The 20,393-nt window shown below is 71.9% G+C and carries 19 protein-coding genes and 1 tRNA gene; 11 read left to right on the top strand and 9 right to left on the bottom strand.

Annotation, left to right across the window (positions count from 1 at the left end; genetic code table 11):
• Positions 1–133 precede the first annotated feature (133 nt).
• Together chpH and ACWGSR_RS16945 are read right to left on the bottom strand one after the other, a co-directional pair.
• Positions 134–367: a chaplin ChpH gene (gene chpH / locus ACWGSR_RS16950; RefSeq protein ID WP_030218232.1), complete on the bottom strand. Its 234-nt coding sequence runs from the start codon at positions 365–367 to the stop codon at positions 134–136.
• A gap of 153 nt (positions 368–520) precedes the next feature.
• Positions 521–1,846, bottom strand: a complete 1,326-nt coding sequence (locus tag ACWGSR_RS16945; protein WP_366377781.1) for a M20/M25/M40 family metallo-hydrolase — start codon at positions 1,844–1,846, stop codon at positions 521–523.
• Between the two features lie 209 nt (positions 1,847–2,055).
• Here ACWGSR_RS16945 and ACWGSR_RS16940 point away from each other — a divergent pair.
• Together ACWGSR_RS16940 and ACWGSR_RS16935 are read left to right on the top strand one after the other, a co-directional pair.
• Positions 2,056–2,143, top strand: a tRNA-Leu gene (locus ACWGSR_RS16940).
• A gap of 90 nt (positions 2,144–2,233) precedes the next feature.
• A complete protein-coding gene (locus ACWGSR_RS16935) occupies positions 2,234–3,160 on the top strand; it encodes a pseudouridine synthase (protein WP_453567179.1) in 927 nt (308 codons plus the stop codon).
• Here ACWGSR_RS16935 and ACWGSR_RS16930 read toward each other — a convergent pair.
• The 4 genes from ACWGSR_RS16930 to ACWGSR_RS16915 all read right to left on the bottom strand — a co-directional run bounded on the left by ACWGSR_RS16930 (position 3,144) and on the right by ACWGSR_RS16915 (position 7,329).
• Complete coding sequence (locus ACWGSR_RS16930) at positions 3,144–3,773, bottom strand: MBL fold metallo-hydrolase (RefSeq protein WP_376235015.1); 630 nt, start codon at positions 3,771–3,773, stop codon at positions 3,144–3,146. The two genes, ACWGSR_RS16935 and ACWGSR_RS16930, sit on opposite strands and share 17 nt — an antisense overlap.
• On the bottom strand, positions 3,773–4,858 hold the full coding sequence (locus tag ACWGSR_RS16925) for an S-(hydroxymethyl)mycothiol dehydrogenase (protein ID WP_376235017.1): 1,086 nt from the start codon (positions 4,856–4,858) through the stop codon (positions 3,773–3,775). The genes ACWGSR_RS16930 and ACWGSR_RS16925 overlap by 1 nt, the downstream gene beginning before the upstream one ends.
• A gap of 112 nt (positions 4,859–4,970) precedes the next feature.
• Positions 4,971–6,461, bottom strand: coding sequence for an amino acid permease (locus ACWGSR_RS16920; protein ID WP_376235020.1), 1,491 nt, complete (start codon positions 6,459–6,461; stop codon positions 4,971–4,973).
• 166 nt (positions 6,462–6,627) lie between these two features.
• Complete coding sequence (locus tag ACWGSR_RS16915; protein WP_366377776.1) at positions 6,628–7,329, bottom strand: FadR/GntR family transcriptional regulator; 702 nt, start codon at positions 7,327–7,329, stop codon at positions 6,628–6,630.
• Between the two features lie 189 nt (positions 7,330–7,518).
• Between ACWGSR_RS16915 and ACWGSR_RS16910 the strand changes: the two genes are divergently transcribed.
• The gene (locus ACWGSR_RS16910) at positions 7,519–8,040 is read left to right on the top strand and encodes a gluconokinase (RefSeq protein ID WP_376235022.1); all 522 of its coding nucleotides are present in this window, start codon (positions 7,519–7,521) and stop codon (positions 8,038–8,040) included.
• Between the two features lie 49 nt (positions 8,041–8,089).
• Entirely contained in the window at positions 8,090–9,487 is a 1,398-nt protein-coding gene (locus tag ACWGSR_RS16905) for a GntT/GntP/DsdX family permease (RefSeq protein WP_376235025.1), read from the top strand.
• Positions 9,488–9,501: 14 nt separating this feature from the next.
• On the opposite strand, the gene ACWGSR_RS16900 is transcribed toward ACWGSR_RS16905, so the two are convergent.
• From ACWGSR_RS16900 to ACWGSR_RS16890, 3 genes are read right to left on the bottom strand one after another with little or no spacing between them, the layout of a single operon-like run.
• The gene (locus tag ACWGSR_RS16900; RefSeq protein WP_453567175.1) at positions 9,502–12,858 is read right to left on the bottom strand and encodes a HEAT repeat domain-containing protein; all 3,357 of its coding nucleotides are present in this window, start codon (positions 12,856–12,858) and stop codon (positions 9,502–9,504) included.
• Positions 12,855–13,271, bottom strand: a complete 417-nt coding sequence (locus tag ACWGSR_RS16895) for a hypothetical protein (RefSeq protein ID WP_453567173.1) — start codon at positions 13,269–13,271, stop codon at positions 12,855–12,857. The genes ACWGSR_RS16900 and ACWGSR_RS16895 overlap by 4 nt, the downstream gene beginning before the upstream one ends.
• Positions 13,272–13,303: 32 nt before the next feature.
• On the bottom strand, positions 13,304–14,959 hold the full coding sequence (locus tag ACWGSR_RS16890) for an FAD-binding dehydrogenase (RefSeq protein ID WP_453567171.1): 1,656 nt from the start codon (positions 14,957–14,959) through the stop codon (positions 13,304–13,306).
• A gap of 122 nt (positions 14,960–15,081) precedes the next feature.
• Between ACWGSR_RS16890 and ACWGSR_RS16885 the strand changes: the two genes are divergently transcribed.
• The 7 genes from ACWGSR_RS16885 to ACWGSR_RS16855 all read left to right on the top strand — a co-directional run bounded on the left by ACWGSR_RS16885 (position 15,082) and on the right by ACWGSR_RS16855 (position 20,371).
• The gene (locus ACWGSR_RS16885) at positions 15,082–15,597 is read left to right on the top strand and encodes an NUDIX hydrolase (RefSeq protein ID WP_453567169.1); all 516 of its coding nucleotides are present in this window, start codon (positions 15,082–15,084) and stop codon (positions 15,595–15,597) included.
• A 132-nt stretch (positions 15,598–15,729) separates the two neighbouring features.
• Complete coding sequence (locus tag ACWGSR_RS16880) at positions 15,730–16,122, top strand: YidH family protein (protein WP_376235036.1); 393 nt, start codon at positions 15,730–15,732, stop codon at positions 16,120–16,122.
• Between the two features lie 23 nt (positions 16,123–16,145).
• Positions 16,146–16,448, top strand: coding sequence for a DUF202 domain-containing protein (locus ACWGSR_RS16875; RefSeq protein ID WP_453567166.1), 303 nt, complete (start codon positions 16,146–16,148; stop codon positions 16,446–16,448).
• 130 nt (positions 16,449–16,578) lie between these two features.
• Positions 16,579–16,875, top strand: coding sequence for a hypothetical protein (locus ACWGSR_RS16870; RefSeq protein WP_376235040.1), 297 nt, complete (start codon positions 16,579–16,581; stop codon positions 16,873–16,875).
• 116 nt (positions 16,876–16,991) lie between these two features.
• On the top strand, positions 16,992–17,903 hold the full coding sequence (locus ACWGSR_RS16865; protein ID WP_453567164.1) for an MBL fold metallo-hydrolase: 912 nt from the start codon (positions 16,992–16,994) through the stop codon (positions 17,901–17,903).
• Positions 17,904–18,092: 189 nt separating this feature from the next.
• Positions 18,093–19,151, top strand: a complete 1,059-nt coding sequence (locus tag ACWGSR_RS16860; RefSeq protein WP_453567162.1) for a phosphotransferase family protein — start codon at positions 18,093–18,095, stop codon at positions 19,149–19,151.
• 5 nt (positions 19,152–19,156) lie between these two features.
• Positions 19,157–20,371, top strand: coding sequence for an acyl-CoA dehydrogenase family protein (locus tag ACWGSR_RS16855; protein WP_453567160.1), 1,215 nt, complete (start codon positions 19,157–19,159; stop codon positions 20,369–20,371).
• Positions 20,372–20,393: the final 22 nt, after the last annotated feature.

The following is a 20,393-nucleotide window of genomic DNA, read 5'->3' as shown; positions in this document are numbered from 1 at the left end:
TCCCTGCCTGCTCGGCTTCCAAAGGGTGCCACCGGGCGGAGGGCCCGGGGCTGAAATGGCCACCGGCCCCGGAGTGCATGGCACGCACTCCGGGGCCGGACCGGCTCACGCCCTCACGGGGCGGGGCACAACGTCAGGCGTTGACGCAGGTGTTGCCGAAGGCGGGGTTCAGCAGGCCGATCACGGAGACCGTGTTGCCGCACAGGTTCACGGGAACGTGAACCGGCACCTGGACGACGTTGCCCGAGAGGACACCGGGGGAACCGATGGCCGCACCCTGGGCACCCGCGTCGGCGACGGCCATGCCCGCACCCGCGAGAACGAGACCGCCAGTGGCAGCCGCAGCAGCGACGACCTTCTTGATCATTATTCCTCCTAGTTGGCAATGCGGCCCCAGCCGCGGACCGCACACCTGTAACGAGGGGGAAGGGTGGGGGCTACGAGCCCCCGGGTTCATTCACTCTTTTCGGGCAAGGGCAAACGCGCGGACGAATTCGGCGCGCGTCGGCGGTGATCGCGCTCAGGAGGCGTCCAGGAAGCGGTCCAGGACGCGGGCGCCGAACTTGAGGCCCTCGACCGGGACCCGCTCGTCCACGCCGTGGAACATGCCGGCGAAGTCGAGCTCCGGCGGGAGCTGGAGCGGGGCGAAGCCGAAGCAGCGGATGCCGAGGTCGTCGAAGGACTTGGCGTCGGTGCCGCCGGAGAGCATGTACGGCACGGCGCGGGCGATCGGGTCCTCGGCGCGCAGGGCCAGCTGCATGGCGTCCACCAGGGCGCCGTCGAAGCTGGTCTCCAGGGCCTTGTCGCCGTGCACGTCCTCGCGCTTCACGCGGGGGCCGAGGATCCGGTCGAGGTCGGCCAGGAACTCCTGCTCGTACCCGGGCAGGAAGCGGCCGTCGACGTGCGCCGTGGCCTGGCCGGGGATCACGTTCACCTTGTAGCCGGCGCCGAGCATGGTCGGGGCGGCCGAGTTGCGCAGGGTGGCCCCGATCATCTTGGCGATGCCGCCGAGCTTGGCGAGGGTGGCGTCCATGTCCTCGGGGTCGAGGGGGGTGCCCAGGGCGTCCGAGAGCTCGTCCAGGAAGGACCGGACGGTCTTGGTGACCCGCACCGGCCACTGGTGGCGGCCGAGGCGGCCCACGGCCTCGCAGAGCTCCGTGATGGCGTTGTCGTTGTTGGTCATCGAGCCGTGGCCCGCGGTGCCCTCGACGGTCAGCCGCATCCAGTGCATGCCCTTCTGGGCCGTCTCCACCAGGTAGAGCCGCAGGTTCTCGTTGACGGTGAAGGAGAAGCCGCCGACCTCGCCGATCGCCTCGGTGACCCCTTCGAAGAGGTCCCGGTGCTCGTCGACCAGGTACCGGGCGCCGTAGGTGCCGCCGGCCTCCTCGTCGGCGAGGAAGGCGACCACGACGTCGCGCGGGGGCTTGCGGCCGCTGCGCATCCGGTCCCGCACGACCGCGAGGGTCATCGCGTCCATGTCCTTCATGTCGACGGCGCCGCGGCCCCAGACGCAGCCGTCGGCGATCTCCCCGGAGAAGGGGTGGTGGGTCCAGTCCTCGGCGTTGGCCGGGACGACGTCGGTGTGGCCGTGGATCAGCAGGGCGGGCCGCGACGGGTCCTCGCCCTCGATCCGGGCGACGGTGGAGGCCCGGCCCCGGTGCGACTCGAAGATCTTCGGTTCGAGGCCGACCTCGGCCAGCTTCTCGGCGACGTACTCCGCCGCCGCCCGCTCCCCCGGCCCCGAGTGGTCGCCGTAGTTGCTGGTGTCGATGCGGATGAGGTCGCGACAGAGGTCGACTACCTCGTCCTCGCCGCGGACGCTCCCGGCCGTGTTCGACTCGCTCACGCTGCTTCCTCCCACTACGTGCCCCCACGTGATCGCTGGTGGTCACCCCCCATCCTCCCGCGTGGCCCCCTCATGACCCAAGGCCGCCCGCCGACCGTCATGCGGCTGTCACATGCCGGGGGCCGACCGGGGTGGTGATCGACCACCCCGAATGTTTGCTATGGTTTTCCTCGTCGGAAGGGCCCAGCGGCCAGGAAGACAGACACCTTGTCCGGGTGGCGGAATGGCAGACGCGCTAGCTTGAGGTGCTAGTGCCCTTTATCGGGCGTGGGGGTTCAAGTCCCCCCTCGGACACCACACGGAGTCCCGGTCGAGATCTTCTCGACCGGGACTTTCGCATGGGCGCGCACACGCGCGCACGCGTACGGACGGCCACGAGGCGGAGCGGTGAGACGCAGGACCAGGCCCCCGGCGTCGCCGCTGCCCCAGCGGGACGGGATCGATCCCGTGCGGGTGCGGCTGCCGGAGGATCCGGACGGCGCCTGGGGGACCGTACGGGACCATCTGGTGGGTCGGTACGGGGCGGTCGTCGGGGCCGGGCGGGTCGAGGAGATGCTGCGGGAGGGGCGGTTCGTCGGGGTCGACGGGCCGGTCTCCGGGGACGAGCCGTACGCCGCGGGGCGGTGGATCTGGTTCCACCGGGACTTCCCGCCGGAGCCGCCGGTGCCGTTCGGGGTCGGGGTCGTGTACCGGGACGAGCGGATCGTGGTGGCGGACAAGCCGCACTTCCTGGCGACGGTGCCCCGGGGGCGGCACGTCACGGAGACCGCGACGGCGCGGCTGCGGCGGGACCTGGGGCTGCCCCGGTTGCAGGCCGCGCACCGGCTCGACCGGCTGACGGCGGGGCTGGTCCTCTTCGTCGTGCGGGAGGAGGACCGGGGGGCGTACCAGACGCTGTTCCGGGACCGGGCCGTGCGCAAGGAGTACGAGGCGGTGGCGCCGTACGACCCGGCGGTGGAGCTGCCGGTGACGGTGCGGAGCCGGATCGAGAAGGAGCGCGGGGTGATGGCCGCCCGGGAGGTGCCGGGCGAGCCGAACGCCGAGAGCCGGATCGGGCTGGTCGCGCACGCGGGCGGGCTCGGCCGGTACCGGCTGGTGCCGGTGACCGGGCGGACGCACCAGCTGCGGGTGCACATGAACGCGCTCGGGCTGCCGATCCTGCACGATCCGGTCTATCCGGTGGTCCGTGAGGACGGGCCGGAGGACTTCGGGCGTCCGCTGGGCCTGCTGGCGCGGACGCTGGAGTTCACCGACCCGTTCTCGGGCCGCGCGGTGCGCTTCGAGAGCCGGCTGCGGCTCAGTGGCCCCGGCTGATCCACTCCTGGAGGTGGGGGGCCTCGGCGCCGACGGTGGTGGTGTCGCCGTGGCCGGTGCGCACCACCGTCTCCGGCGGCAGGGCGAGGAGCTTGTCCCGGATCGAGTCGACGATCGTGGGGAAGTCCGAGAAGGACCGGCCGGTGGCGCCGGGGCCGCCCTGGAAGAGGGTGTCGCCGGTGAAGACCGTGCCGAGCTCCGGCGCGTACAGGCTGACCGCTCCCGGGGCGTGGCCCGGGGTGTGCAGGACCGTGAGGTCGGTGCCGGCGATGGTGAGGACCTGGCCGTCGGCGAGGTCGCCGTCCGGGCTGTGGTCGGGGTGGGTCTGCTTCCACAGCGGCAGGTCGGCGGGGTGGAGCAGGATGCGGGCGCCGGTGGCGGCGGCGAGCGCCGGGGCCGCGTCCACGTGGTCGTTGTGGGCGTGGGTGCAGACGATGGCGCGCAGGGTGCGTCCGTCGAGCGCGGCGAGGATGGCCCCGGCGTCGTGGGCGGCGTCGATGACGATCGCCTCGGTGTCGTCGCCGACGATCCAGACGTTGTTGTCGACGTCCCAGGTGCCGCCGTCGAGGCTGAAGGTGCCGGAGGTGACGAGGTGGTCGATCCGGGCGGTCATCACAGCACCACCACCGAGCGGAGGACGTCGCCCTCGTGCATGCGGGCGAAGGCCTTCTCGACCTCGCCGAGGCCGATGGTCTCGGTGACGAAGGCGGCGAGGTCGATGCGGCCCTGCTGGTGCAGGTCGACGAGCATCGGGAAGTCGCGGGAGGGCAGGCAGTCGCCGTACCAGGAGGACTTGAGCGCGCCGCCGCGGCCGAAGACGTCGAGGAGGGGCAGTTCGAGCTTCATCTCGGGGGTGGGAACGCCGACGAGGACGACGGTGCCGGCGAGGTCGCGGGCGTAGAAGGCCTGCTGGTACGTCTCCGGGCGGCCGACGGCCTCGATGACGACGTCGGCGCCGAAGCCGCCGGTGAGTTCGCGGATCGCCTCGACGGGGTCGGTGGAGCGGGAGTCGACGGTGTGGGTGGCGCCCATCGCCTTCGCCGTCTCCAGCTTCCGGTCGTCGATGTCGACGGCGATGATCTTCGAGGCTCCGGCGAGGCGGGAGCCGACGACCGCCGCGTCGCCGACGCCGCCGCAGCCGATGACGGCGACGGTGTCGCCGCGGCCGACGTTCCCGGTGTTGAGGGCGGCGCCGATGCCGGCCATGACGCCGCAGCCGAGGAGGCCCGCGACCTCGGGGGCGACGGTGGGGTCGACCTTGGTGCACTGGCCGGAGGCGACGAGGGTCTTCTCGGCGAAGGCGCCGATGCCGAGGGCCGGGGAGAGCTCCGTGCCGTCGAGCAGGGTCATCTTCTGCTTCGCGTTGTGGGTGTCGAAGCAGTACCAGGGGCGGCCGCGCAGGCAGGCGCGACAGGTGCCGCACACGGCCCGCCAGTTGAGGATCACGAAGTCGCCGGGGGCGACGTCGGTGACGCCCTCGCCGACCGACTCGACGATTCCGGCGGCCTCGTGGCCGAGGAGGAAGGGGAACTCGTCGTTGATGCCGCCCTGCTTGTAGTGGAGGTCCGTGTGGCAGACGCCGCACGCCTGGATCTTCACGACGGCCTCGCCGGGACCGGGATCGGGGATCACGATCGTCTCGACCCGTACCGGTTCGTTCCTGCCGGGGGCGATGACCCCCTGGACGTGCTGCGGCATCGCGAACTTCCTTCTCTGCGAACGGATCTTGCAAGGCTCCTGCGTACCACTATCTCCCGACAAAAGGCGAGACCCCCGCAGGCCGTGCCCGCGGGGGTCCCTTGACGGTACGTCAGTCCGTGGGGATCCGTCGGTCGCGCGGGGAACCGGCGGTCGCGCGGACCCGGCCGCGGACCAGGAACCAGCCGCCGACGAGGGCCGCCGCGATGAGCGGGAGGCAGTTGACGGTGGTGCGGCTGATGCCTTCGTCCATCCACATCAGGACGAGGACGGAGCCGAGGAAGACCAGGGTCACGATCTGGGTGTACGGGGCCCAGGGCAGGCGGTAGCCGGGGCGGGCGAGCCTGCCCTGCTCGGCCCGGCGCCAGAACAGCAGCGAGCAGACCATGATCATGGCCCAGGTGCCGATGATGCCGATCGAGGCGAAGTTGAGGACCAGCTCGAAGGCCTCGCCGGGCATGACGTAGTTGAGGGCGACGCCGAGGACGCCGAAGCCCGCGGTGAGCAGGATGCCGCCGTAGGGGACGCCGCCCTTGTTCATGACGCCGGTGAAGCGGGGCGCGGAGCCGGAGAGCGACATGGAGCGCAGGATGCGGCCGGTGGAGTACAGGCCCGAGTTGAGGCTGGAGAGGGCGGCGGTGAGGACGACGAGGTTCATCACGCCGGCGGCGCCGGGGATGCCCAGCTTGTCGAAGACGGTGACGAAGGGGCTCTGGTCGCCGGAGTAGGCCGTGTACGGCAGGAGGAGGGCGAGCAGGACGACGGAGCCGACGTAGAAGAGGCCCACGCGCCACATGATCGAGTTGATCGCCTTCGGCATGATCTTCTCGGGGTTCTCGGTCTCGCCGGCGGCGACGCCGCACAGCTCGACGGAGGCGTAGGCGAAGACGACGCCCTGGATGAGCAGCAGCATCGGCATCATGCCGTTGGGGAAGACGCCGCCGTTGTCGGTGATGTTGGCGAGGCCGGGGGTGTGGCCGCCGACGTCGTGGGAGGTCACGACGAGGAAGATGCCGACCAGCATGAAGGCGACCAGGGCGGCGACCTTGACGATGGCGAACCAGAACTCCATCTCGCCGAAGTACTTCACGGAGATGAGGTTGGCGGCGAGGACGACCGCGAGGGCGATGAGGGCGAGGATCCACTGCGGGACGTCGCTGAACATCGACCAGAAGTGGGCATAGGTGGCGGCCGCGGTGATGTCGGCGACGGCGGTGGTCGACCAGTTGAGGAAGTAGAGCCAGCCGGCCGTGTAGGCGCCCTTCTCGCCCATGAACTCGCGCGCGTAGGAGACGAAGGCGCCGGAGGAGGGGCGGTAGAGCACCAGCTCGCCGAGGGCCCGCACCACGAAGAAGGCGAAGACGCCGCAGACGGCGTAGGCGATGAAGAGGGAGGGCCCGGCCTGGGACATCCGGCCGCCGGCGCCCAGGAAGAGCCCGGTGCCGATGGCGCCGCCGATGGCGATCATGTTGATGTGCCGGGACTTGAGGTCCTTGCGGTATCCGGCGTCGCCGGCGTCGACGTGGGGGGTGGCGGCCGTGGGCCCGCCGGATGCCGCCGGTGCGGCGGACAGCGGGTCGGCCGCGGTGACGCGGTCACTCATGGAGTTGTTCGCCTTCGTGAGGGGGCTGGGCGGTACCCGGTCGCACCCGGTGGGGGGTCTCCCCGGTACGACCAGCGCACATCCTCACGGCACGGGGCGGTGACTGACTGTGGCGCATGTCACTGAACGCCCATATTTGAGCTAGTTCAGAGCTTGCGTCCGGTTGTCAGGGCGCGAGGACGTCCAGCTCCTGGAGGGCGCCGACGGCGATCTGGCGGGTCAGCTCCTCGGCGCGGGCCGCGTCCCGCTCCCGTACGGCCTCGGCGACCTGGACGTGGAGGGTGACGGCGGCCGGGTCCGGGTCCTCGAACATCACGTGGTGGTGGGTGCGGCCGGTGAGGACCTCCGCGACGACGTCGCCGAGGCGGGCGAACATCTCGTTGCCCGAGGCGTTGAGGACGACCCGGTGGAAGGCGATGTCGTGGACGAGGTACTCCTCCAGGCGCCGGCCGCGCGAGGTGGCGACCATGCCGAGGGCCTCCTCGGTGAGCTCCCGGCACTGCTCGGGGGTGGCGTTCACGGCCGCGAGGCCGGCGGCGACGGGCTCGACGGCGGAGCGGAGCACGGTGAGCGAGCGGAGCTGGCGGGGGCGGTCGGCGCCGGCCAGGCGCCAGCGGATGACCTGGGGGTCGTACACGTTCCAGCTCGCGGTGGGCAGCACGGTGACGCCGACGCGGCGGCGGGACTCGACGAGGTGCATGGACTCCAGGACCCGGACGACCTCGCGGACCACGGTCCGGGAGACGTCGAAGCGCTGGGCCAGTTCGTCGGTGCGCAGCACGGTGCCGGGCGGGTACTCCCCCGCGGTGATCGCGAGGCCCAGGGTGGCCAGGACGTGGGAGTGGAGGCCCTGGGCCTGTGTCGTCATGGAGGCCAGCCTATGCGGGTACGCGGGGACGGACACAGCCGGAGCGGGGGCCGGGGCGGCCCCCGGAGCAAGATCCGGAATTAAAAGTACTACTTTTATGTCACAGTCACTTGAATACGTCGTACCCAATGGGTTTCATGAGCGCGACGGACAACGGAATCGATGTCGAAGAAGACAGCGAGGCACCCCATGAGCAGCACCCCCCAGGCCCCTCCCGTCGTCGTCGTGATGGGCGTCGCGGGGACCGGCAAGACCACCATCGGTCCGCTGGTCGCCGAGGCCCTCGGCCTCCCCTACGCCGAGGGCGACGACTTCCATCCGGCGGCCAACGTCGCCAAGATGTCGGCCGGCGTCCCGCTGGACGACGAGGACCGGGGCCCCTGGCTCGACGCCATCGGGGAGTGGGCGCACGGCCGGGCCGGACTCGGCGGCGTGGTGAGCAGCTCCGCGCTGAAGCGGGCGTACCGGGACCGGCTGCGTGCCGCCGCGCCCGGCGTCGTCTTCCTGCATCTGTCCGGTGACCGGGAGCTCATCGAGGGCCGGATGGCCGCGCGCAAGGGGCACTTCATGCCGACGGCGCTGCTCGATTCCCAGTTCGCCACCCTGGAGCCGCTCCAGGCCGACGAGGCCGGCGTCGCCGTCGACGTGTCCGGCACCCCCGAGGAGATCACCGACCGGGCCGTCGCCGCACTGCGCGGCCGGGCCGGCTGACCTCCTCCGCCCCCCTTCTTTTTCTCCTGCCCGTACGAAGGACACCACCGTGACCAGTCTCAGCGTCGAGATCCTGGCAGCGGACGCCGCCGAACCGATCACCTCGGCAGGCAACGCCCAGCTCGGGATCGCCGTGCTCGCCGGCATCGCCGTCATCGTCCTGCTCATCACCAAGTTCAAGCTGCACGCGTTCCTGGCGCTGACCATCGGGTCGCTGGCGCTCGGCGCGTTCGCGGGCGCGCCGCTCGCGGACACCATCAAGTCCTTCACCACCGGCCTCGGCGCCACCGTCGCCGGTGTGGGCGTGCTGATCGCCCTCGGCGCCATCCTCGGCAAGCTGCTCGCGGACTCCGGCGGCGCGGACCAGATCGTCGACACGATCCTGGCGAAGGCGAGCGGCCGGGCCATGCCGTGGGCGATGGTGCTCATCGCCTCCGTGATCGGTCTGCCGCTCTTCTTCGAGGTCGGCATCGTGCTGCTGATCCCGGTCGTGCTGCTCGTCGCCAAGCGCGGCAACTACTCCCTGATGCGGATCGGCATCCCGGCCCTCGCCGGCCTCTCCGTGATGCACGGGCTCATCCCGCCGCACCCCGGCCCGCTCGTCGCGATCGACGCGGTCGGCGCCAACCTGGGCGTCACCCTCGCCCTCGGCCTCGTCGTCGCGATCCCGACCGTGATCATCGCCGGACCGGTCTTCTCCCGGTACGCGGCCCGCTGGGTGGACATCAAGGCCCCCGAGAACATGATCCCAACCCGGCCCTCCGAGGACCTGGAGAAGCGTCCCGGCTTCGGCGTCACCGTCGCGACCGTGCTGCTGCCGGTCGTCCTGATGCTGGTGAAGGCGCTCGTCGACATCGTCGTGGACGACCCGGAGAACGGCGTCCAGAAGGTCACCGACGTCATCGGCTCGCCGCTGATCGCGCTGCTCGCGGCCGTCATAGTCGCGCTCTTCACCCTGGGCCGGGCGGCCGGCTTCACCAAGGAGCGCCTGTCCTCGACCGTCGAGAAGTCCCTCGCCCCGATCGCGGGCGTCCTGATGATCGTCGGCGCGGGCGGCGGCTTCAAGCAGACCCTGATCGACATCGGCGTCGGCCAGATGATCCTGGACTTCTCCAAGAGCTGGTCCATCCCGGCCCTGCTGCTCGCCTGGCTGATCGCGGTCGCGATCCGGCTCGCGACGGGCTCGGCGACGGTGGCGACGATCTCGGCGGCGGGGCTCGTGGCTCCGCTGGCGGAGGGCATGTCGACCGGCGAGACGGCGCTGCTCGTCCTCGCGATCGGTGCCGGTTCGCTCTTCTTCAGCCACGTCAACGACGCCGGGTTCTGGCTGGTCAAGGAGTACTTCGGCATGAACGTCGGCCAGACGATCAAGACCTGGTCGGTGATGGAGACGATCATCTCGGTCGTGGGCATCGTGTTCGTGCTGCTGCTGTCGCTGGTGTTGTAGGCCCGGTACGACCGCTACTCGCTTGCTCCTTCGAGGATCGGGAGAAGCCGCGCGGCGAAACCCCGGACATCGGCCGAGACGTCCTGGGCGGCCGTGCGGAGCAGATCGAGGGTACGCGGGTCGTCACGGCCCAGATCGGTGAGGACCCGGAGAGCGGTACGCCGCACCTCCGGGTCCTCGTCGTTCGCGGCCCGGTCGTGCGCCAGGGACAGTGTGCCGAGGTCGCGGTGCCGGTCGCGGAGGGCCTCAAGAGCCGCGGAGCGGACGACGGGGCTCGGGTCGTGAACGGCGCGTTCGCGGGTGAGGCGCCCGCCCCGAACCCGGTCGGCCCGCGCCAGCAGACTGCCCGTCATCGCCGCACGGGCCTCGGCGTCCTCCTCCTTCGCGGCAAGGGCCTGGAGGAAGTCGAGCACCTCCAAGGACTGGTCGAAGGGGAGGAGTGCGGCAAACGCGGCCCTCCTGACCAAGGGCGTCTCCCCGAAGAGGGCCTGGGCTACGACGGCTTCCAACGTCCCGGCGTCCTCGGGCGGATCGTAGCGATACGAAGAGAGGGCAGCCACCCGGACTCCGGGGTCCTCATCGTGGAGCAGGCGGTCCAGGAGGACGGACCGCGTACCGTCCCGGTCATTCCACTCCCTGCCGATGGTATCCACGAGCTGCCTCCGGATTTCGGGAAACGGATCGTGGCGCACCCGGTACAGGACCACTCGGCGGGCCTCGCCGTGTCGGTGTGTGAGACCCGCCAGAGCCATCAGGGCGGCCGAACGCAATCCCGTGTCCTCCGCGTCGGCCATGCGCAGGGCGACGACGAGCAGCCTCTGCTCGTCATCGCCCATGGGGAAGAACGAAAGGGTGCTCAAAGCGCTCTCGCGCGTCTCGGGCTCGCCGTCCTCCGCGTTCCGGAGCAGGAGCACACGGATCTCACGGTCCCGCATCTGATGGAGGGTGATGTTCCGGATGATGCCGAGCCTTGTCGGGGTACTGCCCTCCCGCAGGGCCCTCAGCAGCCATGCGCGGGCTTCCGGCGCCGTCACGGCCGTCCGCGTCAGAGCGGCGAGAACGGACTCTCTCGCGTCGTGGTCCGTCTCGTGCCGGAGGCGGTCCAACAGGAAGGGCACGGTCTTCGGCCCCGGGTCCTCGTCGTGTCCCAGCTCGTCCACCATCGCGGCCCGCAGTCCGGCGTGCGTCTCGTGGACGAAGCGGTCGCGCAGCAGGTCCTTCGCGCCCGGCAGTCCGGCCTCGACCGCCTGCAGGGTCGCCACCAGGCGCGTGCTCGGATCGGGGTTGCCCCGAGCCTCTTTCCAGAGGACCGAGGACAGGTTTCCGGATTCGTGGTGAAGGAAGTGCAGGCGGATCTCGGCGGCCTCCCAGCCGATCCCGTCCGTGATGAAGCGGATTCCCCGGGTCCGGTGATCACGGGACCAGGCGTCGTGCCACCGGAGGTAGAGCCGGCGGGCGCTCGCGTGGTCGCCCAGTCCCGTCAGGGCCCGGGCGATGTCCTTGAACCCAGGACTTCCCCGGTCGAAGAACACGTTGTACTCCCGGCATAGTTCCAGGAGCCGGATCAACCGGCGGACGATCGAAGCCGCTTGGGGGGCCAGCGGTCCGGGCCGGCGCACCTCGGCCAAACAGCGCGCGGCAAACGGGAGGCCCGCCACAGCCCTGTCGTCCTCACTGTCCAGCGGTCGCGCGGGCACTTGGGGACCGAGCAGCCGGTCGATCACACGTGCCACGAAACGCTCGTCGAGGAGTCCCACCAGCAGGAGCAGGGTCTCGTGCCACGCCGGATCCTCGGCCTTCGCGACGTACAACTCCCCCAATTCCTCCTCCGAGACCGTGCGCTCGTGATTGAAGCGGTGGGCCAGGTCCGTCGCCGCCAGGTACTCCAGGAACGTGCGGTGGACGAAGCCGTAGATCTCGCCGCCGTAGCGGCTGAGGATGAAGTTGCGGTGGCGGAACTGGTCCAGCATCACCCGGGCCGCCGTCGCCGCGCGGTCCGGTGGGAGGGCGTAGCGGTCCTTCAGGTACTCCTCGAAGCTCTTCAGGAGGTCGGGGCCCGCGATGTGGTTGCCGGAGATGCCGCCGTGGCCCTCCTGCATCTGGCGGGCGATGAGGCGCAGGAGTTCGCGCTTGTCCTCGGGGCCGAGGTACGGGAGGTGCTCCTCGACCCGGCGGTCCTTGAGGTACTTGCTGGGATCCCAGTGCTCCACAAGGACGTCGACGGCGTGCTCGTACACCGTGCGCCGGTCGCGCGGGAGTTCGCGGCGGCGGCCGATGATGGCGAGGATCGTGAGGATGAGAGGGTTGCCCGCGAGTTCGCGGACGGAGGTCGACGCGTCGACGGCCGTGGTGACGCGTTCGATCAGCTTCCGGGCCTGGGCGGGGTCGTCGGGGCACGCGAGCGAGAACCACTGCTCCGCGAACGCGCCGATCTGCTCCCGGTCCAGGTCCTGGAGCATGAAGTTGGTGAAGCCCGCTCCGTCCAGGACGGCCCGCTGGTAGCCGTAGCCGCGCGAGGTGACGACGATCCGGGCCAGGGGATGGCGGGCGGCGAAGCCCGCGATGCGGCGGGTGACCGCGTCCCTGATGTCCTTTTCGAAGAGTTCGTCCAAGCCGTCGAAGATCACGAGGGCGGAGTACGGGCCCACCCCCGCCAGGAGCGCGGTCAGCGTCTCCGGCGGAAGCCCGAGGCCCTCCGTCGCGTGCTGGTGGGCGAGGAAGTCCTCGAAGGTCCGCTCCCGCCAGGCGGGCTGCGCGTACTCCCGGAGTTCGACGATCAACGGGAGGCTGCCGCGCAGGGCATGGAGGTCCGCGGGGGGTTCGGGAGAAGTAAGGGTGAGTGCCAGGTAGCGGGCCAGGGTGGACTTGCCCGAGCCCGGGTGGCCGAGCAGGACGACGCGGTCGTGCTCGGGCGCCGTCAGGACGTCGAGCACGGGCAGCGGCGGACGCTCCCGGTACGCGCGGCGGACGCGGTCGGCCGTCTCCCGGTCGATGCCGGGCGGCAGGTCGTGGAGCTCCGCCTCGGCCGGGTCCATCAGGCGGCGCAGGAGTTCCTGCGGCAGTTCCACGGGCGGCGGGTCGGCACGTACGGACTGGGGGACGAAGACGTCGCGCAGTTGGAGGACCGGGTGTTCGTCCTGTTCACGGAGCGGGGTGAGGACCTCCAGATCGAGGCGGCCGTAGCGCTGACGGACGCGGGTGGCGTAGGCCTGGCGGGCGGACTCGATCTCCGGCGGCGCGGGCTGGGACGGTACGGATCCGACGGTGACGTGGACGTCGCCCCGGACCCCGCTGATCTGGGTGAGGGGCCCCTGGACGGAGGCTCCGGACGCCGTCTGCGGCGCCTTCCGGCGCTTGAAGAACCCCCTCACGGCGTGGAGGAGGCCGGCGGTTCGACGCGGACCGAACCGCCCACCCCGTCGATCTGGTGCAGGCCCCCCGCCGTACGGGCTCCGTGGGCCGACTGCGTCCCGCCGCCCTGGCCCTCCGCGGGAGCGGCCGTGGGCGGGGCGGCCGCACCGCCTCCGGTCCTGATGACGACGTCGCTCGTGACGTTCCTGACCTGGTACAGGGAGCCGCCGGTGACCGCGTGGTCCGCCGACTGCTGGGAGCCTCGCGCGAAAAGGCCCACCAGAGTCAGGACGAACCCCGCCACCGTGAAGAACAGGCTGAGCACGCTGCTCCACTTGTCGGCGGCGTCCAGGCCTTGGAGCACGAGGAAGGTCGCGAGGCCGCCGAGGGCCACGACGCCGCCGACGAGCATCAGCAGTACACGTTTTGTCACACCGTCATCTTGCCCCGGCGCGGGATCCCCCGTCAGCCCACCGCCTTCACCGCCGCCCGGCCCGCCGCGCGGCCCGAGAAGACGCAGCCGCCGAGGAAGGTGCCTTCGAGGGAGCGGTAGCCGTGGACGCCGCCGCCGCCGAAGCCCGCCGCCTCGCCCGCCGCGTACACGCCCTCCAGGGGCTCGCCGCCCTCCGTCAGGACGCGGGAGTCGAGGTCGGTCTCCAGGCCGCCGAGGGACTTGCGGGTGAGGATGTTGAGGCGCACGGCGATCAGCGGGCCCGCCCCGGGGTCCAGGATGCGGTGCGGGGTCGCCGTGCGGATGAGCTTGTCGCCCAGGTACTTGCGGGCGCCCCGGATCGCCGTGACCTGGAGGTCCTTGGTGAAGGGGTTGGCGATCTCGCGGTCGCGGGCGGTGATCTCGCGGCGCAGCGCGGCCTCGTCGATCAGCGGCTCGTCGGTGAGCGCGTTCATGCCCCGGACGAGGGCGGAGAGGTCCTTCTCCACGACGAAGTCGACGCCCTTGTCCATGAAGGCCTGGACGGGCCCGGGCACGTCCGCCCGCGCGCGCCCGATGACGTCGCGGACCGACTTGCCGGTCAGGTCGGGGTTCTGCTCGGAGCCCGAGAGGGCGAACTCCTTGCCGATGATCTTCTTGTCGAGGACGAACCAGGTGTGGTCGTACCCGGTCCGCGTGATGTGTTCGAGGGTGCCGAGGGTGTCGAAGCCGGGGAAGAGCGGCACGGGCAGGCGTTTGCCGGTGGCGTCGAGCCAGAGGCTGGACGGGCCGGGCAGGATGCGGATGCCGTGGCGGGCCCAGATGGGGTTCCAGTTCTCGATGCCCTCGGTGTAGTGCCACATCCGGTCGCGGTTGATGTGGTGGGCGCCCGCCTTCTCCGCGATGCCGAGCATCAGTCCGTCGACGTGCGCGGGGACGCCGGAGAGCAGCTTGGCGGGCGGGGTGCCGAGGCGGGCGGGCCACTGGGCGCGGACGAGGTCGTGGTTGCCGCCGATGCCGCCGGAGGTGACGATCACGGCCTGGGCGCGCAGCTCGAAGGAACCGGTGGCCTCGCGGCCGCTGGCGGTGCCCCGGGGGGCGGCGGAGGGTTCCAGGACCTCGCCGGTGACGGTGTCGACGGCTCCGGCGGTGCGGCCGAGGCCGGTGACGCGGTGGCGGAAGCGGAGCTGGACCAGGCCCCGGGCGACGCCCTCGCGGACCTTCCGCTCGAAGGGGGCGACGAGGCCGGGGCCCGTGCCCCAGGTGATGTGGAAGCGGGGGACGGAGTTGCCGTGCCCGGTGGCGTCGTAGCCGCCGCGCTCGGCCCAGCCGACGACGGGGAAGAAGCGCACCCCGCGCGCGTGGAGCCAGGCGCGCTTCTCGCCGGCCGCGAAGTCGACGTACGCCTCGGCCCACTTCCTCGGCCAGTGGTCCTCGGTCCGGTCGAAGCCGGCGGTGCCGTACCAGTCCTGGAGGGCCAGGGCGTGGCTGTCCTTGACGCGCATGCGGCGCTGCTCGGGCGAGTCGACCAGGAAGAGGCCGCCGAAGGACCAGTGGGCCTGGCCTCCGAGGGACTGCTCGGGCTCCTGGTCGAGGAGGATCACGGTGCGGCCGGCGTCGACCAGCTCGGCGGTGGCGACGAGTCCGGCGAGACCGGCCCCGATCACGATCACATCAGCGTCGTAGGACATGGACCGCATCTTGGATACACCGGTGTATCCAGTCAACCGTTCGGACGCGCGGTCTCGCGGGGCGGCCCCGCCGGGTGGTCCCGCCGGGTTGTCCTGCCGGACGGCTTTGGTTGGATGGCGCCATGAGTTCCGCCGAAGAGCTTCTCGACGTCGTCGACGAGCAGGACCGGGTGGTAGGACGGGCCCCGCGCGGTGAGGTGTACGCGCGGGGCCTGATCCACCGCTGCGTCTTCATCCGGGTCCGGGACGCCGACGGCAGGGTCTTCGTCCACCGCAGGACGCCGACGAAGCTGGTCTTCCCCTCGATGTACGACATGTTCGTCGGCGGTGTCGTCGGCGCGGGCGAGTCCTACGACGAGGCCGCCCTCCGCGAGGCCGAGGAGGAGCTGGGGGTGCGGGGGCTCCCCCGCCCCGAGCCGGTGCTGCGCTTCCTGTACGACTCCGGGGGCGTGGCCGGGAAGTGGTGGTCGGCCGTGTACGAGGTCCGCTGCGACCTGCCGGTGGACCCGCAGGCCGAGGAGGTCGCCTGGCACGCCTTCCTGACGGAGGACGAGCTGGCCGCGCGGCTCGGCGAGTGGGAGTGGGTCCCGGACGGACTCGCCGCGTACGAGCGGCTGCGGGCGGTCGCGGAGGGCTGAGGGGCGGGCCCCGGGAGCCGCGCTGAAGCGGGCGGGGGCTCGGGCCGGGGGCCCGGTGAAGCGGGCGCGGGCTCGGCCCCGGTGGTTCCGGTGCGTCGGGCGGTCCGATGATCAGCCCGTTAGGGTGCACGTGTGAGCGATTTCGTGCAGAGTCTGCGGCTCTGGTTCGCGCCCCAGCGGATCCGGGACGAGGGGGACACCCCCGACTACCGCTTCTCCCTCGCGAACGAGCGGACCTTCCTCGCCTGGGTCAGGACCGCGCTCGCCCTGATCGGCGGCGGCTTCGCCGTCGACCAGTTCCTGCCGGACCTGCGGTGGGGGGTGCGGGTCGGGCTCGCGCTCGCGCTGCTCGCCGCCGGGGTCCTCTGCGCCCTGCGCGCGGTGAACCACTGGGTGCGCTGCGAGCGGGCGATGCGGCGCGGCGAGGACCTTCCCGTGTCCCGGTTCCCGGCGGTCCTCAGCCTCGCGGTGGCCGTGGTGGCGCTCGCGATGGTGGTGGTCGTCGTCTTCGGCTGGGCCGGGTAGTGGAGGGACCGCCGGACGCGGTGGTGACCCGGGACCCCGGGCTACAGCCGGAGCGGACCCGGCTCGCCTGGCGGCGCACCACGCTCTCCTGCACGGTCGTGACGGTGCTCGCCGTCAAGCTGGCCGTCCAGGACGAGACCACGCCCCGGGGGCTGGCCGGGCTCGCCCTCTCCGCCCTCGCGTGGGTCCTGTTCCTGTTGGTGGCCCACCGCCGGATCCGCTCCCTGGACACGGCCAGGCCGCGTCCGCTCACGCACCGGGGCGCGCTGCTCGCCGCCGCGTGCACGATCGGTCTCGCCTTCTTCGGGGCCGCGCTGATCTGGTGAGCCCGGCGGCCCCCGGCGCGGAGGCACGGAGGCACGGGGACACGGACACGGCACACCCTCCGAACCAGGACGAGAGGGACGTATCGGACTAGCCTGGAAAGGTCAGCCGTTCCCTCACGGAGGCCATGTGATGACCGTTCTCCACCACGAACACCCCACGCACGCCCACGCCCACGGCCCGGACTGCGGCCACCGGGCGGTGGACCACGGCGACCACGTCGACTACGCGCACGACGGGCACCTGCACCGCGAGCACTCGGGCCACTGGGACGAGTGCGAGCCGGCCGGTCACGTCTCCCACGAGGCGCACGCGCACGAGCACGGACCCGACTGCGGCCACGAGTCGGTGACGCACGGCGACCATGTCGACTACGTGCACGACGGACACCGGCACGCGGCGCACGACGGACACTGGGACGACCACTGATCTGCTGACCGGGCCGGCGCCTCGCCCCCGGACGTACCGCTTCCGACTTCCCCCGGACCGGGGCCGGCTGACACTCTTTCCCCCCGTCAGATCCGGCTCTCACCCGGGGGAATCCCTTGTCTTCCACCGACCCCTACGTGGTCACCCTTGCTCCGCGCGTGCACGCCTTCGTCCAGCCCGACGGCGGCTGGTGCCTGAACAACGCCGGCTTCCTCGGCGACGCGGATGAGTCCCTGCTCGTCGACACCGCCGCCACCGAACGGCGGGCCCTGCTGCTGCGCGAGGCGGTCCTCGCCGAGGGCCTTCCGCTGCCGCGCACCGTCGTCTCCACCCACCACCACGGGGACCACACCTACGGGAACGGGGTGTTCGCCCCCGAGGCGCGGATCGTGGGGCACGAGAACTGCCGGACCGAGCAGCTCGCGGCCGGGCACCAGCTCCATCTGATCTGGCCGCAGACCGACTTCGGGCGGGTCGAGATCCTGCCGCCGTCCGTCACGTACACCGACCGCCTGACGCTGCACGTCGGCGGGATCGAGGTGCGGGTGCTCCACCCGGGCACCGCGCACACCACGGGCGACTCGGTCGTGCACCTGCCCGAGCAGGGGGTGGTCTTCACGGGCGACCTGGTCTTCCAGGGCGGGACGCCGTTCCTGCCGATGGGGTCGCTCGCCGGTTCGCTGCGCGCGCTCGCCCTGCTGCGCGCGCTCGACGCGCCGACGGTGGTGCCGGGGCACGGGCGGGTCACCGACCCCTCCGCGTACGACGCGACGGAGCGGTACCTGCTGTGGGTGCGGGACCTTGCCGCCGAGGGGTACGCGAAGGGGGACGCGCCGCTGGAGACGGCGCGGCGGGCGGAGCTCGGCGAGTTCGCCGCGTGGCGGGAGAGCGAGCGCCTGGTGGCGAACCTGCACCGGGCGTACGCGGAGCTGGAGGGCCTGCCGGAGGGGAACCCGCTCGACCTGGCGGTGGTCCTCGGCGACATGGCGGCGATGAACGGCGGGGTGCCGGTGGCCTGTCACGCCTGAGCCGCCGGAGGGCGTGCGCCGAGGGAGCGACCGCCCCTCGGTGCACGCCCTCCGCGCCTTCGGGGTCTTCGGCGCCTTCAGCGTCTTCGGCGGGGGCGCGCGCGGAGTGTGGCGGACACCCCTCTGGACGACATACCGACTGGTCGGTCATCATGAGGGCCGACCGCAGCCGATCCGGAGGTACGCCCGATGAGCTCCGCCCCTGACCCGCAGTCCACGACGCGGGAGGTGCCCCCGCCAGGTCTCGACCCCGAGCGGCTGCGCGGTCTCCTCGACCGCGAGCGGCCCGGCCTGGTGGGCGGTCCCCTCGAAGCCCGGCTGATCGAGGGCGGGCGCTCGAACCTGACGTACGCGGTGACCGACGGCACCGACGCCGGCCGCTGGGTCGTCCGCCGGCCCCCGCTGGGTCACGTCCTGGCCACCGCCCACGACATGCGGCGCGAGCACCGCGTGATCAGCGCCCTGCGCGCGACGGAGGTGCCCGTCCCCGGGACGGTGCTGTTCTGCGAGGACGAGTCGGTGCTCGGAGCGCCGTTCTACGTCATGGAGTTCGTCGAGGGGACGCCGTACCGCTCGGCCCGCCAGCTCGCCCCGCTGGGCCCCGAGCGCACCCGCGCCGCCGTCCTCGGCCTGGTCGACACCCTCGTCGACCTGCACGCCGTGGACCCCGACGCGGTCGGGCTCGGCGACTTCGGGCGGCCCGACGGCTTCCTCGACCGGCAGCTGCGCCGCTGGGGCAAGCAGCTCGACGCCTCGCGCGGCCGGGAGCTGGCCGGGATCGACGAGCTGCACGCCGCCCTCGGCCGGGCGCTGCCCGCCTCTCCCCCGCCCACCGTGATCCACGGCGACTACCGGCTCGACAACGTCCTCGTCGGCCCCGACGACCGGATCAGGGCCGTCCTCGACTGGGAGATGTCGACGCTCGGCGACCCGCTCACCGACCTCGGCCTCCTCGTCATGTACAGCACCCCGCTCGACCTGCCGGGCTCCCCCATCTCCACGACCGCCACGGCCGCCGGGCACCCGAGCGCCGCCGAGCTGGTCGAGCGCTACGCGGCCCGCTCGGGCCGCGACACCTCCGCCCTCTCCTGGTACACGGCCTTCGCCTGGTTCAAGCTCGCCGTGATCCTGGAGGGCATCCACTACCGCTACACCCTCGGCCAGACGGTCGGCGCCGGCTTCGACCGCATCGGCGAACTCGTCCCCGTCTTCATCGAGCACGGCCTGACCACCCTTCAGGAGGGCTGAACCCCATGGACTTCGCCTACGACGCGCGCACCGAGGAGCTCCGCGCGAAGCTCCTCGCCTTCATGGACGAGCACGTGTACCCCGCCGAGGCCGTCGCCGAGGAGCAGCGGGCCCGGCTCGCCTCCCCGTGGGACACCCCGGCGGTGGTCGAGGAGCTGAAGGCCGAGGCCAAGCGGCAGGGCCTGTGGAACCTCTTCCTCCCCGACGCCGCGTACGGGGCGGGGCTGACGAACCTCCAGTACGCGCCGCTCGCCGAGATCACCGGCCGCAGCCCGCAGCTCGCCCCGACCGCCCTCAACTGCGCGGCCCCGGACACCGGGAACATGGAGCTGCTCGCCGAGTTCGGCGACGAGGCGCAGAAGAAGCAGTGGCTGGAGCCGCTCCTCGCGGGCGAGATCCGTTCGGCGTTCGCGATGACCGAGCCCGACGTCGCCTCCTCCGACGCCACCAACATCGAGACCCGGATCCGGCGGGACGGCGACTCGTACGTGATCGACGGGCGCAAGTGGTACATCTCGGGGGCGATGAACCCCGACTGCGCGGTCTTCATCGTCATGGGCAAGACCGACCCCGACGGCACCGACCTCCGCCGCCAGCAGTCGATGGTCCTCGTGCCGCGCGACACCCCGGGCGTCGAGGTGCGGCGCGCGATGCGGGTGTACGGGTACGAGGACCACTACCACGGCGGCCACGCCGAGGTGGTCTTCGACGGCGTGCGCGTCCCGGCCGCGAACCTGGTCGGCGAGGAGGGCGGCGGCTTCGCCATCGCGCAGGCCCGGCTCGGCCCCGGCCGCATCCACCACTGCATGCGGCTGATCGGCATGGCGGAGCGGGCCGTGGAGCTGATGTGCCGGCGCGCGGTCTCCCGCACCGCCTTCGGCAAGGAGCTCGCCCAGCAGGGCGTCGTGCAGAACTGGATCGCGGACGCCCGGGTGACCATCGAGCAGCTGCGGCTGCTCGTCCTCAAGACGGCCTGGCTCATGGACACCGTCGGCAACCGGGGTGCGCACACCGAGATCCAGGCCATCAAGATCGCGACCCCGCGCGCGGTCGTCGACATCATCGACAAGGCGGTGCAGGCGCACGGCGCGGGCGGGGTGTCGCAGGACTTCCCGCTGGCCGAGCTGTGGGCGGCGGCGCGGACGCTGAAGCTGGCGGACGGGCCGGACGAGGTGCACCAGCGGTCGCTCGCGCGCCGGGAGCTGAAGAAGTACCTGTAGGACCCGTCCGGCCGGCCGCACC

Source organism: Streptomyces sp. NPDC055632 (assembly GCF_053618675.1).
This window is presented reverse-complemented; position numbering and strand designations above follow the sequence as displayed.